Genomic DNA, 14467 nt, shown 5'->3' on the forward strand with positions numbered 1-14467 from the left:
CGCGCGGGCACCGCGCGGGTCAGCCGTCGAAAAATTCAGATACCGAGGTACGCCAGCAGCTCGCGCTCCCGCGAGCGCACCTCGGAGTTCGCCATCGCCTCCACGACGCGTCCCTCGGCCAGCAGGTAGTGCCGGTCGGCGACGCCGGTGGCGAAGTGCAGGTTCTGCTCGACCAGCAGCACGGTCACCCCGTGCTTCTTGGCCTCCCGCAGCAGGTCGCCGACCTGCTGCACGAGCAGCGGCGACAGGCCCTCAGTGGGCTCGTCGCAGAGCAGCAGCCGGGCGCCCATCCGCAGCACCCGGGCCAGGGCGAGCATCTGCTGCTCGCCGCCGGAGAGCATGGTCGCCGCCGAGTCGCGCCGGGAGTACAGGGCGGGGAACGCCTCGTACACCCGCTCCAGCGGCCACGGGTCGGGGCCGACCCGCGGCGGCAGCGTCAGGTTCTCGGTGACGCTGAGGGTGGCGTACGCGCCCCGGTCGTCGGGCACCCAGCCGAGGCCGAGCCGCGCCCGCTTGTACGCCGGCAGCCGGCTGATGTCCCGCCCGTCCAGCTCGACGGTGCCGCGCTGGCCGGGGTGCAGCCCCATCACGCAGCGCAGCAGGGTGGACTTGCCGGCGCCGTTGCGCCCGACCAGGGTGACCACCTCGCCGGCGGCGACCTCCAGGCTCACCTCCCGCAGCACCTGCGCCTCGCCGTAGAAGGCGGAGAGGGTGTCAATGCGCAGCATCAGCGGCTCCCAGGTAGGCGGTGATGACCCGCTCGTCGGCGCGGACCTGCTCGTACGGGCCCTCGACCAGCACCGTGCCGGCCTGCAGCACGGTGACGGTGTCGGCGAGGCGGCCGACGACGCTCATGTTGTGCTCGACCATCACCACGGTCCGGCCGGCCCGGACCCGGGCGATCAGCTCCACCGTGCGGTCGACGTCCTCCAGCCCCATCCCGGCGGTCGGCTCGTCGAGCAGCAGCACCTTCGGGTCCAGGGCGAGGGCGATGGCCAGCTCCAGGGCGCGCTTGCGCCCGTACGCCAGCGCCTCGGCCGGGGCCTCGGCCAGCGCGCCGAGCCCGACCATGTCCAGCAGTTCGTCGGCCCGCTCCCGGTAGCGGCCCATCAGCTTGGCCGACCGCCAGAACCGCCAGCCGAGCCCGCTCGGGCTCTGCAACGCCAGCTCGACGTGCTCGCGGGCGGACAGCTGCGGGAACAGGCTGGTGATCTGGAACGAGCGGGCCACCCCGAGCCGGGCCACCTGCTCCGGGGGCAGGCCGGTGACGTCCCGGCCGTCCAGCTCGATCCGCCCCTCGGTCGGCGGCAGGAAGCCGGTGAGCAGGTTGAACAGGGTGGTCTTGCCGGCACCGTTGGGGCCGACGAGCGCGTGCACGCTCTCCGGGGCGATGTCGAGGTCGACGTGGTCGACCGCGCGGAAGCCCCGGAAGTCACGGGTCAGCCCGCGCGCCGACAGGAGCGCTTGCCCGGCCATCGCCTCATCCTCCGCAGGTCACTGGCGACGGCCGGGTCGGTGACCGGGGTCACAGGGCCGTCGCGTGGAGGAAACCTACGGGGAACGGCCGGAGTGCAGCCATGTCGGTCCCCCACACTTTCCGGCCGGTCGGCGCGGGGCCGGCCGACATGAGCACCGGTCGGGAGCGGTCCGCAGGGGATCGACAGGCGTGAGCGGATGGTCCGGGAGACCGCTCCCATGTGGCCCGGCCACCTGACCCGTGGGGGCGCGGCGGGCGTGGCCGGCCACGCCCGCGGCGGCGGCCGGCCACGCCCCCGCGGCCGCGACTCCGACGGCGGCCGGCCGGGTCAGTCGGGAAAGGTGACCACCCAGCGGGCGCCCTCGCCCCGGGCGAGCCGGTCGAACGCCTCCGGCGCCTCGTCGAGGGTGACCAGCCCGCTGATCAGCGGAGTCAGGTCGAGCGTGCCGTCGCCGACCTCGCGGGCCAGGCCCGGCACCTCCCGGTCCGGATCGGACGAGCCGTACACCGAGGAACGCAGCGTCCGGGCGGAGTGGAAGATGTCCAACGCGGAGAGGCTGACCAGGTCGTCCTTGCCGCCCATGCCCACCACGGTGACCGCTCCCCCGCGCCGGGTGAGCCGCCAGGCCGTCCGGATGGTGGCCGCCCGCCCCACGCACTCGAAGGCGTGGTCGACGCCGCGCCCCTCGGTGAGCGCCCGGATCTCCTTCGACAGCCGGTCGTCGGGCGCGAGGAAGTGCGTCGCCCCGGCGGCGAGGGCCAGGCCCCGCTTCGCCTCGGCCACGTCGACCGCGACGATCGGGGCGGCGCCGGCGGCCCGGGCGGCGGTGAGCACCGACAGGCCGACCCCGCCGAGGCCGATCACCGCGACCGACTCGCCGGCGGCGACGCGGGCGGTGTTGCGCACCGCGCCGGTGCCGGTCAGCACGGCGCAGCCGAGCAGGGCGGCCCGCTCCGGCGGCAGGTCGTCGGGGACCGCCACGACGGCGGCCTCGGGCACCACCACCTCCTCGGCGAACGCGCCGAGCCCGAGCGTGACGTGCAACGCCTCACCGTCGGCGGTCTCGCCGCGCGGCACCGCCGGGGCGGTGTTGGCGGCGCAGAGCCACGGCTCGCCGTGCCGGCAGTGCCAGCAGCGCCGGCAGGCGGGCGCCCAGTTCAGCACCACCTGCGTACCGACCGGCACGGCGGCGCCGGGGCCGGCCTCGACCACCACGCCGGCCGCCTCGTGCCCCAGCACCAGCGGGTACGCGGGCGCGAGGGTGCCGTTGACCATGGACAGGTCGGAATGGCAGACGCCGGCGGCGCGGACCCGGACCCGCAGCTCGCCGGGGCCGGGCGCGGGCAGCCGGATCTCCTCGACGCGCAACGGCGCGCCGGGCGCGCGGGCGACCAGCGCCCTCACCGCTGGATCGCCTTGATCTCGCGGAACTCGTCGATGCCGTACGGGCCCAGCTCGCGGCCCAGGCCGGACTGCTTGTAGCCGCCGAACGGCGCCCGCGGGTTGAACCCGCCGCCGTTGACGTCCACCTGGCCGGTACGCAGCCGCCGGGCCACCGCCAGCGCCCGGTCGGCGTCGGCGGACCAGACCGCGCCGGCCAGGCCGTAGCGGGAGTTGTTGGCGATGGCGACGGCCTCGTCGTCGTCGCCGAACGGGATGACGGCGAGCACCGGGCCGAAGACCTCCTCCTGGGCGAGCGCGCTGTCGGGGTGCACGTCGGCCAGCACGGTCGGGGCGACGAAGTGCCCCCGGGGCGGCAGCGGGGCGTCCGGGCCACCGCAGACCAGGCGCGCCCCGTCGGCGAGGGCGCGGTCGACGTGGCCGCGCACCCGCTCGGCCTGGGCGGCGGAGACCAGCGGGCCGAGCCGGGTGTCCGGGTCGAACGGATCCCCCGGCCGGTACGCCGCGGCGGCCCGGGCGACCAGGTCGAGTGCCTCGTCGTACCGGTCGCGGTGGACCAGCATCCGGGTCCACGCGGTGCAGGTCTGCCCGGAGTTGAGCAGCGCGTTGCCCACCCCGACCTTGACGGCGGTGGGCAGGTCGGCGTCGGCGAGGATCAGGTTGGCCGACTTGCCGCCCAGCTCCAGGGCCACCCGGGCGATCCGGTCGGCGGCGAGGTGGGCGATCCGGCGGCCGGTGGCGGTGGACCCGGTGAACGAGACCATGTCCACGTCCGGGTGGGCGGCCAGGGCCTCGCCGACCACCGGCCCGGTGCCGGGGACCAGGTTGACCACACCGGCGGGCAGCCCTGCCTCGGCGATTGCGTCGAAGAGCAAGTACGCCGTCAGCGGGGTCAGCTCGCTGGGCTTGAGCACCACCGTGCAGCCGGCGGCCAGGGCGGGCGCCAGCTTGGCGACGACCTGGTGCAGCGGGTAGTTCCACGGGGTGATCGCGCCGACCACGCCGACCGGTTCGCGGACGACGAGCGAGTTGCCGATCGTCTCCTCGGCGGGCGGCCGGGCGGCCAGCTCGACGCAGTCGCGCAGCACGGTCAGCGGCAGGCTGGTCTGCACCCGGGCGGCCAGCTTGAGCGGGGTGCCGAGTTCGAGCGCGACGGTCCGGGCGATGTCGTCGGCGCGGGCGGTCAGCGCGGCGAGCAGCCGGTCGAGGTGGGCGGCGCGCTCGGCCGGCGCGGTGGCCGCCCAGCCGGGAAAGGCGGCCCGGGCGGCGGCGACGGCCCGGTCGACGTCGGCCGGGGTGCCGGCCGGCACCTGCCCGACGGTCTCCCCGCTGGCCGGGTTCTCCACGTCGATCGGCTCGGTCCCGGTCGGGTCGGCCCAGGCGCCGCCGAGGTAGAGGTGACGGCGGACCAGGAGCGCGGGGGGCGCGGCGGCGAGATCCATGTCGTCCTTCGGGGGTGAGGAAACTAGCGCTGGGAGTTTTGACGCTACCCGTTCGGCCCGGGTGGTTCCACCGCGAGTACGCGCCGGTGTTCGGCGGCGAGGCCGTGCAGCAGCGCGTCCAGGCCGAGGGCGAAGGCGCCCTCGTCCACGCTGCGCTGGTGCTCGGCGAGCCGGTGCGCCTGGCCCAGGTGCGGGTAGTGCGCGGCGTACAACTCCGGGTCCTCGACGAAGCCGCGGGCGAACGAGCCGAGCGCCGACCCGGCGACGAAGTACCGCATCGCCGCGCCGACGTGGGTGGCCCGGGCCGGCGGCCAGCCGGCCTTGACCAGTGCCCCGTAGACGGCGTCGGCCATGGCCAGGGCGGCCGGCCGCCGCCCCGGGCCCTGGGCCAGGTAGGGCACGACGTTCGGATGCGCGGTCAGCGCCGCCCGGTACGACCAGGCCCAGCGGCGCAGCGCCTCGCGCCAGTCGTGGCGGGCGAAGGCGCCGGTGTCGACAGCGGCGGTGACGCTGTCGGCGACCGCGTCCAGGATGGCCTCGCGGCTGGCGAAGTGGTTGTAGAGCGAGGGGCCACGCACGCCGAGCGCGGCGGCGAGCCGGCGGGTGGAGAAGGCGCCCAGCCCGTCGGCGTCGATCAGGGCCAGGGCCGCGGCGACGATCCGCTCCCGGGTGAGCACGGGCTGCCGGGGTCGGGGCACATGGACTCCTCGGGGGTCTGGACGACACAAAACTTACACCGCTAGTTTATCCGGGACGGCCACCACGACGGCGGAAGGGACCAGCATGGACTTCTCACTGACCGACGAGGAGCGGGCGATCCGGGACACCGTCCGGTCGTTCATCACCCGGGAGGTGATGCCGCTGGAGCAGGAGGTGCTGCGCCGCGAGCGCGCGCACCAGCCCGGCGTGACCCGCGACGAGTTGCGCGAGCTCCAGCAGAAGGCGAAGAAGTTCGGCTTCTGGGGGCTGGCCACCCCCGAGGAGTACGGCGGGATGGACCTGCCCGCCGTCATGCAGTCGCTGATCTGGACGGAGCTGGGGCGTACCTTCGTGCCGTTCCGCTTCGGCGGCGAGGCCGACAACATCCTCTTCCACGCCACCGAGGAGCAGAAGCGCGAGTTCCTGCTGCCCACCATCGAGGGCGAGCGGATCTCCTGCTTCGCCATCACCGAGCCGGGCGCCGGGTCGGACGCGGCGAACATCCGGCTGGCGGCCCGTCGCGACGGCGACGACTGGATCCTCGACGGCGAGAAGACCTTCATCACCAACGGCAACGACGCCGACTTCGCCATCGTGGTCGCGGTGACCGACCGGGAGAAGGGCGCCCGCAACGGCGGGGCGACCGCGTTCCTGGTGGACCGGGCGATGGGCTGGCGCTCGGAGTTCATCCAGACGATGGGCGAGGGCGGGCCGGCGTCGCTGATCTTCGACGGCGTACGGGTGCCGCACCGCAACATCCTCGGCGAGATCGGCCAGGGCTTCACGCTGGGCATGGAGTGGATCGGCAAGGGCCGCTACACCATCCCGTCGCACGCCATCGGCATCGCCGAGCGGGCGTTGCAGATGGCCATCGACTACGCCAACACCCGGGAGACCTTCGGCGCGAAGATCGGCACCAACCAGGCCATCCAGTGGATGATCGCCGACTCGGAGACCGAGCTGGAGGCGGCCCGCTGGCTGGTGCTGCGCTCCGCCTGGACGGTCGACCAGGGCCTGGACCCCCGGCACGCGTCCTCGATGGGCAAGCTCTACGGCGCCGGCATGGTCAACCGGGTGGTGGACCGGGTGCTCCAGATCCACGGCGGCATGGGCTACACCCGCGAACTGCCGGTCGAGCGCTGGTACCGGCAGGTGCGGCTCTACCGGATCTTCGAGGGCACCGACGAGATGCAGCGGCTGATCATCTCGCGGGACCTGCTGCGCGGGTACACGAAGATCGGCGGTCACCTGGCCTGAGTTGGCGGCCCGGTGAGCCGGACTGCTCGGGTGGGCGGCGATGACAGCCGCCCACCCGTAGGCTCGCCCGCCATCTGACCTGAGCGGGCTCAGCCGGTCAGCGCCGTCAGGGCGGCGTCCACATCGGCCTCCGTGGAGTACACGTGGAAGGAGGCGCGGACCCGCCCGGCGCGGACCGCCGCCCGGATTCCGGCCCGCTCCAGCCGCAGCTCGGCATCGGGCACGTCGACGGCGACGATGGCGCTCTCCCCCGGCGGCCGGCCCAGCCCGGCCAGGAACCGGTTGGCCAGCGCCACGTCGTGCGCCCGGATCGCCGGCACGCCGATCTCGGCGACCACCTCCAGTGCGGGCGCCGCGCCGACCCAGCTGAACCAGGCGGGCGAGATGTCGAACCGGCGGGCGTCGCCGGCCAGCCGCAGCGGCGGGCCGTAGTAGGAGGCGTGCGGGTCGGCGCCCGCGTACCAGCCGGCGGCGTCCGGACGCAGCCGCTCGCGCAGCTCCGGCGCCAGGTAGGCGTACGCGCAGCCGCGCGGGCCCATCAGCCACTTGTACCCGGCCACCGCCACCACGTCGGCCCGACTCCCGTCGAACGGCAGCCAACCGCACGCCTGGGTCGCGTCCACCGCGACCAGCGCGCCGTGGGCCCGGGCCGCGGCCACGATCTCGTCATACGCCGCCACCGCGCCGTCGGCGGACTGCACCAGGCTGAACGCGACCAGATCGGTGTCGGCGTCGATCGCGTCGACCAGCCCCGTCAGCGGCACGGTGCGGACCCTGACGCCGCGCTCCTCCTGCACCAGCCAGGGAAACAGGTTCGAGGTGAACTCGACCTCGGGGACCACCACGTTCGCGCCCGCCGGGAGGGCCGCCGCGACCGGTGCGAGGAGCTGGGACACGGCCGCGCCGACCGCCACGTCCCCGGCCGGTACGCCGACCAGGCCGGCGAACGCGGCCCGGGCCCGGTCCACCGACTGCCCCCAGCCCTCCCAGGAGCTGCTCCCGGTCCGCCAGTCGGCCAGCGCCTCCTGCAACGCCGTCCAGGCCGGCTCGGGCGGGAGCCCGTAGGAGGCCGTGTTCAACCAGCCGGGCTCCGGCTTCCACAACTGCTGCGCCTGCTCGATGTCCACAGCACCGACGCTAGGCGGGGTGGCGTCGGATGGGCACGGCCAATCGGCGACCGGCGGCCTGCGGCACACCGGCACGCCCTGACCGGTCCGGCGACTGCTAGGACTGCCGGAGGTTGTCGGTCGATCCGGTGGCGGCACGGCGCCGGAACAGGCCGAGCCGGAGCGCCCGGAGCAGGGTGCCGGGCCGGCTCAGCGTCGCCGGATGGTCGAGCATGGTGGTGACCCGGCCCAGCCGGGCGCTGAGCACCGGATCGGTCAGCGAGGTCCGGAAGAGCAGGTCACCGAACCACTTGGTGACCCGGTACCCCGGCGGGTACGGCCCGTCGACGTGTGGAAGCTCGATGTCGGCGGTGGTGGAGGTCTGCCAGGCGGCATCGACGATCACCCGGACCCGCTCGAAGTATGCCCGCGCCGGCTCCTCGTGCAGGTTCGGGCTCGACCGGAGGTACGCCGACAGGCAGGAGGCGTGCAGCATCGCGGAGGTCATGCCCTGGCCGTACACCGGGTTGAAGGAGGCGATCGCGTCCCCGGCGGCAACCAGTCCGGCGGGCATCCGGTCGAGCTTGTGGAAGTCCCGGCGTCGGCTGTCGGCCTGGTGGTACGTGACCACGCCGCCGAGCATCTCACCGTACTCCGCGATGTCACCGAACATCTGCGGATAGTGCTCCCGGCAGCGGGCGGTGAAGTCGGCGACGTCGCGGCTGGGCCGGTCCTCGTCGTAGCCGGCCACCAACATGATCCAGCGGTCCCCCTCGACCGAGTTGATCCCACCGATCCGAGCGGTACGGCCCTTGCCGGCCATGGTGTGGTAGACCACCACCCAGGCGTCGCTGACCTTCTCGTCCTGCTTGAAGAGCGCGGTCGCGTAGTTCAGTTTGATCGGCATCCGCTGCATCGGCGGGCGGGGCCACCCGTTGTCGGCCAGCCAGTCGCCCAGCCGGCTGGACCGTCCCATCGCGTCGACCACCAGGTCCGCCGGTTCGACCACCGGCTCACCACCGCCCTCGGGCACGTACCGGGCGCCGGCGACGCGCCGGTCGGCGAAGACCAGGCCGTCCGCACGGCCGTACACCATCCGGATGTTGTCCACGGCGAGGGTCCGCCGCCGGACCAGCGCCTCGAGGAACGGTCGCGTGGTGATCAGCGTCGGGCCGCTGCCGGACGGCGCCGGCGGCAGCCCCAGCACACCGTTCACGAAGATCTTCGCCGCGCCCTCGTCGGTGGGCGGCGGCGGAGCACCGAGCGCGTGCGCCTCGTCGACGATGCCGGGAAACCACCGTTCCAACTGGATCTGACCGGCGGGCAGCAGCGCGTGCACCTGGCTGCCCTGCGGCACGCCCGGCCGGGGCCCGTCATCCACATCGGACGGGTCGCGTTCGATGATCAGCACCTCTTCGGCGTGGTCACTCAACACCCGAGCCGCCATCAGTCCGGCGATGCTGCCGCCCAGCACCACGGCACGACGCATGACCATTGTGGTCCCAGCCGGCCGCTCGGCGGTCGCGATCTCCGCGAAGAGCCGGGACGGAGAGGGGGGCATACGATCACTCCTCGAGTGGTCGGGAAATCTCGGCACCCACGACCGTAGCCACCGGAGCCCCCGCCGTCATTGGTCAACCGACGGCTCGCCTCGGTCCCTGGGTCGACCCGGTGCCTCCCGCGCTGACCGGGTGCGGTCCACCGGCTCCGGGGCAGTTGCTCCTCCATCGAAAAGCAACCAATGGTTGCGCGACGGCGGGCGGTCGGCTAGCGTGACGTGCAACCAAGGGTTGCATATCAAGGAGTGGCGGAGCATGGAGTACGGCAGCATCGAACGAGAGATCCACGTCGACGCCTCGCCGGAGGTGGTCTTCGAGGTCGTCAGCAGCCCCGAGCACATGTCGCAGTGGTGGACCGACGACGCCGACTTCGAGGCGACTCCCGGCGCGGTCGGTGAGCTCGTCTGGGGCGACCGGGCGCAGGTCGTCCCGATGGTCGTGGTGAACGCCGAGCCGCCTCGACTGTTCTCGTTCCGCTGGTGTCATCCCGAGGGCCAGGTCGACGACCCGACCGCCTCGCTGCTGGTCACCTTCGAACTCACCCCGTCGGGCACGGGCACCAGGATCCGGCTCACCGAGACCGGGTTCCGGGAGATGGGCTGGGAGGCCGCGAAGCTGGAGGAGCTGTACCGCGACCACGTCGCCGGCTGGGACACCTTCGTCCCCCGACTCGGGGAGTACCTCGCCCGGCTGGTGTCGACCCGGTGACCGCCGCCGTCGACGACGACCTGTGGTCCGCGGTGGGGGATCCGACCCGTCGGCGGATGCTCGACCTGCTCCTGGCCGATGGCGACGGCACGGCCACCAGCCTCAGTGAGCGGCTGCCCGTGACACGGCAGGCCATCGCGAAACATCTCGGCGTGCTCGACCGGGTGGGCCTGGTGCGCTCCACCCCCGCCGGGCGCGAGCGAAGGTACCGGGTGGACGAGGCGCAGCTCGCCCGGGCGGTCGCCCAACTGTCCTCGGTCGGAGCGGCGTGGGACGGCCGACTCCGGCGCATCAAGCGGATCGCCGAGGCTGTCCAGCGCACGAAGGACCAGCGCGGCATCCAGTAGTGACGTCATGAGGGTCATCCCGAGAACCGACACCAGAAAGAAGGATCGAAGATGGTGGACATCCTGCACAAAGTCGGAATCCCGTCGTCCACGGCCGAGGTCTACACGGCCCTGACCACCGTCGAGGGACTTGCCGGCTGGTGGACGACCAACACCCAGGGCGTCGGCGACGGCGTCGGCGGCGTGCTCCAGTTCCGGTTCGCAGCCGGCGGATTCGACATGAAGGTCCTCGAGCTCGACCCCGGCAGGCGCGTGCTGTGGGAGGTGGTCGACGGACCCGACGAGTGGATCGGCACGCAGGTGGACTGGCGCCTCGCTCAGGTCGACGACTACGCCGTCGTGCTCTTCAGCCACCGGGGCTGGAAGGAGCCGGTGGATTTCATGCACCACTGCAGCACCAAGTGGGCGGTCTACCTGCTGAGCCTGAAGTCGCTGATCGAGACCGGAAAGGGCGCTCCGCATCCCCACGACGTCAAGATCGACAGCTGGGACTGAGGGTCCGCTCGGTCCTGACGGGTCTCGCACCGGCGCGAAGCCAGGACGCCACCTCCACCGGCAGCATCGCTACCGGTGGAGGTGGCGCGGGCGCTTGGCCGGCGCGGCCCCTGGTGGTTCCGCGACGGCGGCGTCAGGCCGGTACGCCGGCCAGGGCGGGCGACTCGTCGGCCGGCCGCCGGGTGGCGGGCTCGCCCTCGTCGGCCTCCTCATCGAGCATGGTCGACTCGTCGAACGGGTCGTCGCCGCTCAGCACCCGACCGGCCTTGTCCCGGTCGAACTCCCCCGTCCAGGTCCCGACCAGCACGGTCGCGACCGCGTTGCCGGCGAAGTTGGTCAGCGCCCGCGCCTCCGACATGAACCGGTCGATCCCCACGATCAGACCGACCCCGTCGACCAGGTCCGGACGGTGCGACTGGAGGCCACCGGCAAGCGTGGCCAGCCCGGCGCCCGTCACCCCGGCGGCGCCCTTCGACGCGATGATCATGAACAGCAGCAGCGACACCTGCTCGCCGATCGACAGCGGCTTGCCCAGCGCGTCGGCGATGAACAGTGACGCCATGGTCAGGTAGATCGCCGTGCCGTCCAGGTTGAACGAATACCCGGTCGGCACCGTGATGCCGACCACCGGCTTGCTCACCCCGACGTGCTCCATCTTCGCGATCAGCCGCGGCAGCGCCGACTCCGAGGACGACGTCGACAGGATCAGCAGGAACTCCCGGCCCAGGTAGCGCAGCAGCGAGAAGATCGAGATCCGGGCCACGAACCACAGCAGCGCACCCAGCACCACCAGCACGAAGATCAGACAGGTCGCGTAGAAGCCGAGCATGATCTGCGCCAGGCTCTTCAACGCGTCCATCCCGGTGGCGCCGACCACGGCGGCGATCGCGCCGAACGCGCCGATCGGGGCCAGCCACATGATCATGGCGAGCACCTTGAAGACCACCCGCTGGAGCAGGCCCACGGCGTTCAGCACCGGCTCGCCACGCCGGCCCAGGCTCTGCACGGCGAAGCCGACCAGCAGCGCCACGAGCAGCGTCTGGAGCACCTCCCCCTCGGTCAACGCGGAGAAGAGCGTGGTCGGGATGACTCCGAGCAGGAAGTCGACGGTCCCGCCGGCCTCGTCGCCGGCGGCGGCCTTGCCCGAGCCGGCGAGGTCCTGCCCCAGATCGAGCCCGGAGCCGGGGTGGATGAGGTTGCCGACCACCAGGCCGATGGCGAGCGCGGCGGTCGACATGACCAGGAAGTAGCCGAGGGCGAGGCCGCCGACCTTGCCGACCTTCGCCGCCTGCCGGACCGAGCCGACGCCGAGCACGATGGTGCAGAAGATGACCGGGCTGATCATCATCTTGATCAGGTTGACGAAGCCGGTGCCGAGCGGCTTGAGTTCCTTGCCGACCTCGGGGGCGGCGAGGCCGACCACGACGCCGGCCAGCACGGCCACGATGACGGCCAGGTAGAGGTAACGGGTACGGTCCCGACGGACCGGGGGTGACGGTGTGGTGGTGGATGTGGTGGTGTCCATGTCGACAATGTGAAGCCCGTCTCACCACAAGACAGCCTTGCGGTCATTCTGTTCATCCCGTCGGAGCACGGGCGACCCGTGCCGGTGACGACGGCGCGCACGAGGAGGGGAAACGTGGCCCGGCGGCAGTGGAGCATCGCGGGGCAACTGTTCGCCCTCCAGGCCGTGGTGGTGACCCTGCTGGTCCTGGCCGGCGCCGCCGGGGCCGTCTGGCTGGCCCGCAGTGACTCCCGGCAGGCGGCGCAGGAGGAGGTGCTCGCGGTGGCGCAGACCGTCGCTCGCTCCCCCGACGTCCGCGCGGCGCTGCGCAGCGCCGACCCCAGCGCCGCCCTCCAGCCGTACGCGGAGTCCACCCGGGTGGCGACCGGCACCGACTTCGTGGTGGTGATGGCGCCCGACCGCACCCGCTACTCGCACCCGCACCCGAAGCGGATCGGCCAGCCGTTCGTCGGCGACATCGCGCCGGCTCTGGCCGGCCGGCCGTTCACCACCACCAACGTGGGCACGCTCGGCGAGTCGGTGCGCGCGGTGGTGCCGGTGTACGACGACGAGCGGATCGTCGGCCTGGTCTCGGTCGGCATCACCACCGAGGCGATCGACCGCAAGCTGCTCGGCCAGTGGCCGGTGCTGCTCGGCGTCGCCGCACCGGCGCTCACCCTCGCGGCCACCGGCTCCTGGCTGCTCAGCCGTCGGCTGCGTCGGCAGACGCACGGCCTCGGGCCGGCCCAGATGACCCGGATGTACGAGTACTACGACGCGGTGCTGCACTCGGTGCGGGAAGGCCTGCTGGTACTGACCACCGACCGCCGGGTGGCGTTGGTCAACGACGAGGGCCGCCGGCTGCTCGGGCTGGACGCGGACGCGCCGCTGACCGACCGGCCGGTGGCCGGGATCGACCTGCCGCCCGCGGTGGCCGAGCTGCTGACGTCGGCCCGGGACGCCCGCGACGAGCCGGTCCTGGCCGGTGACCGGGTGCTGGTCGCCAACCAGCGGACCACCCGCTTCGAGGGCATCGCGCTCGGCACGGTGCTCACCCTGCGCGACCAGACCGAGCTGCGCACGCTCGCCAGCGAGCTCGACTCGGTACGCGCGTTGACCGAGGCGTTGCAGGCGCAGACCCACGAGTCGGCCAACCGGCTGCACACCGTGCTGACTCTCGTGGAGCTGGGCCGTACCGACGAGGCGGTTCGCCTGGGCACCCGGGACCTGGCCGCGGCGCAGCAGCTCACCGACCGGGTGGTCGGCGCGGTGACCGAGCCGGCGCTGGCCGCCCTGCTGCTCGGCAAGTCGGCCCAGGCCGGTGAGCGCGGCGTGGACCTGGTGATCGACCCCGAGTGCCGGCTCGACGGCAGCCCCCTGCCCAGCGCCGACCTGCTCACCGTGGTGGGCAACCTGGTGGACAACGCGCTGGAGGCGGTCGCCGGCAACCCGCCGCCGCGGCGGGTCCGGGTCTTCGTCGGCGCGGTCGACGGCGAACTGGTGGTCCGGGTCGGTGACAACGGCCCGGGACTGGACCCGGAACGGGTGGACGACGCGTTCCGGCGCGGCTGGTCCACCAAGAGCGCCGGCCGCGGCCTCGGTCTGGCGCTGGTCGGGCAGGTGGTCCGCCGGCACGGGGGCAGCTACGAGGTTGACCGCTCGACCGACGGCGGGAGCCTGTTCACCGTCCGGCTGCCGATCGGAGGCGGCGAGGCCCGATGAACGACATCCGGGTGCTGGTGGTCGAGGACGAGCCGCTGCTGGCCGAGGCGCACACCGCGTACACCGAGCGGGTGCCGGGCTTCGTGGTGGCCGGGGTGGCGCACACCGGCCGGGAGGCGATGGCGGCGCTGCGCCGGCGCGGCGGCGCGGACGTCGACCTGGTGCTGTTGGATTTCCGCCTGCCCGACGTGCACGGCCTGGACGTCTGCCGGGCGTTGCGAGCGGCGGGCAGCGGCGTCGACGTGCTCGCGGTGACCTCGGCCCGGGACCTGGCGGTGGTCCGTACCGCGGTCTCCCTCGGGGTGACCCACTACCTGCTCAAGCCGTTCACCTTCGCCGCCTTCCGCGACAAGCTGGAGCGCTACGCCGACTACCGCCGGCAGGCGCTCGCCGACGGCGAGGTGGCCGCCCAGCACGAGGTGGACCGGATGTTCGCCACCCTGCGCGGTGCCGCCCCGCACACCCTGCCCAAGGGGCTGGACGCGCACACCCTGCACCGGGTGCTCTCCGCCCTGGCCGACCGGCCGCGAGCCACGCCCGCCGACGCCGAGGCCGGGCTGTCCGCGACCGAGGTGAGCCAGCGCACCGGCATCTCCCGGGTGACCGCCCGCCGCTACCTGGAGTACCTGGTGACCACCGACCGGGCGGTCCGCAGCCCCCGCTACGGCACGCCCGGGCGCCCCGAGGTCGAGTACCGGCCGACCTGACCGACACCCGGCCGGCTGTCGGTCGCGGTGCCCTGCGGTGGC

The 14467-nt window shown here is 73.3% G+C and carries 14 protein-coding genes; 6 read left to right on the forward strand and 8 right to left on the reverse strand.

From position 1 onward, the window contains the following. Positions 1-35: 35 nt before the first annotated feature. The 5 genes from FHX75_RS09525 to FHX75_RS09545 form a co-directional block, all read right to left on the reverse strand. Positions 36-728: an ABC transporter ATP-binding protein gene (locus FHX75_RS09525; protein WP_154938182.1), complete on the reverse strand. Its 693-nt coding sequence runs from the start codon at positions 726-728 to the stop codon at positions 36-38. Continuing rightward, on the reverse strand, positions 715-1476 hold the full coding sequence (locus tag FHX75_RS09530) for an ABC transporter ATP-binding protein (protein WP_088962787.1): 762 nt from the start codon (positions 1474-1476) through the stop codon (positions 715-717). The genes FHX75_RS09525 and FHX75_RS09530 overlap by 14 nt, the downstream gene beginning before the upstream one ends. A 329-nt stretch (positions 1477-1805) precedes the next feature. Next, on the reverse strand, positions 1806-2882 hold the full coding sequence (locus FHX75_RS09535) for a zinc-binding dehydrogenase (RefSeq protein ID WP_154938184.1): 1077 nt from the start codon (positions 2880-2882) through the stop codon (positions 1806-1808). Next, positions 2879-4321, reverse strand: coding sequence for an aldehyde dehydrogenase family protein (locus tag FHX75_RS09540; protein ID WP_154938186.1), 1443 nt, complete (start codon positions 4319-4321; stop codon positions 2879-2881). Before FHX75_RS09540 ends, FHX75_RS09535 begins: the two co-directional genes overlap by 4 nt. Positions 4322-4365: 44 nt before the next feature. Then, a complete protein-coding gene (locus tag FHX75_RS09545) occupies positions 4366-5019 on the reverse strand; it encodes a TetR/AcrR family transcriptional regulator (RefSeq protein ID WP_154938188.1) in 654 nt (217 codons plus the stop codon). Between the two features lie 85 nt (positions 5020-5104). Here FHX75_RS09545 and FHX75_RS09550 point away from each other — a divergent pair, with 85 nt between their 5' ends. Further along, a complete protein-coding gene (locus tag FHX75_RS09550; protein ID WP_154938191.1) occupies positions 5105-6277 on the forward strand; it encodes an acyl-CoA dehydrogenase family protein in 1173 nt (390 codons plus the stop codon). Between the two features lie 89 nt (positions 6278-6366). Here FHX75_RS09550 and FHX75_RS09555 read toward each other — a convergent pair whose 3' ends face one another. Both FHX75_RS09555 and FHX75_RS09560 read right to left on the reverse strand, forming a co-directional pair. Then, a complete protein-coding gene (locus tag FHX75_RS09555) occupies positions 6367-7404 on the reverse strand; it encodes an aminotransferase class V-fold PLP-dependent enzyme (RefSeq protein WP_154938193.1) in 1038 nt (345 codons plus the stop codon). A 97-nt stretch (positions 7405-7501) separates the two neighbouring features. After that, positions 7502-8944, reverse strand: a complete 1443-nt coding sequence (locus FHX75_RS09560; protein WP_211364371.1) for an FAD-dependent oxidoreductase — start codon at positions 8942-8944, stop codon at positions 7502-7504. A 253-nt stretch (positions 8945-9197) separates the two neighbouring features. Between FHX75_RS09560 and FHX75_RS09565 the strand changes: the two genes are divergently transcribed. From FHX75_RS09565 to FHX75_RS09575, 3 genes are read left to right on the forward strand one after another with little or no spacing between them, the layout of a single operon-like run. Beyond that, a complete protein-coding gene (locus FHX75_RS09565; RefSeq protein ID WP_154938195.1) occupies positions 9198-9650 on the forward strand; it encodes an SRPBCC family protein in 453 nt (150 codons plus the stop codon). Next, positions 9647-9997 carry an ArsR/SmtB family transcription factor gene (locus FHX75_RS09570; protein ID WP_154938197.1) on the forward strand — a complete coding sequence of 117 codons (351 nt, stop codon included), beginning with the start codon at positions 9647-9649 and terminating at the stop codon, positions 9995-9997. The genes FHX75_RS09565 and FHX75_RS09570 overlap by 4 nt, the downstream gene beginning before the upstream one ends. A 51-nt stretch (positions 9998-10048) precedes the next feature. Then, the gene (locus FHX75_RS09575) at positions 10049-10492 is read left to right on the forward strand and encodes an SRPBCC family protein (RefSeq protein ID WP_154938199.1); all 444 of its coding nucleotides are present in this window, start codon (positions 10049-10051) and stop codon (positions 10490-10492) included. A gap of 133 nt (positions 10493-10625) precedes the next feature. On the opposite strand, the gene FHX75_RS09580 is transcribed toward FHX75_RS09575, so the two are convergent. Further along, positions 10626-12017 (reverse strand): cation:dicarboxylate symporter family transporter, encoded by a 1392-nt coding sequence (locus tag FHX75_RS09580; protein WP_154938201.1) that lies wholly within the window; start codon positions 12015-12017, stop codon positions 10626-10628. A 114-nt stretch (positions 12018-12131) separates the two neighbouring features. Between FHX75_RS09580 and FHX75_RS09585 the strand changes: the two genes are divergently transcribed. Then, on the forward strand, positions 12132-13718 hold the full coding sequence (locus tag FHX75_RS09585; protein ID WP_154938203.1) for an ATP-binding protein: 1587 nt from the start codon (positions 12132-12134) through the stop codon (positions 13716-13718). Further along, on the forward strand, positions 13715-14425 hold the full coding sequence (locus FHX75_RS09590; protein WP_154938205.1) for a response regulator: 711 nt from the start codon (positions 13715-13717) through the stop codon (positions 14423-14425). The genes FHX75_RS09585 and FHX75_RS09590 overlap by 4 nt, the downstream gene beginning before the upstream one ends. The last annotated feature ends 42 nt before the right edge of the window (positions 14426-14467 follow it).

The sequence above is a fragment of the Micromonospora palomenae genome, assembly GCF_007829925.1.
Taxonomy (GTDB): Bacteria; Actinomycetota; Actinomycetes; order Mycobacteriales; family Micromonosporaceae; genus Micromonospora; species Micromonospora purpureochromogenes.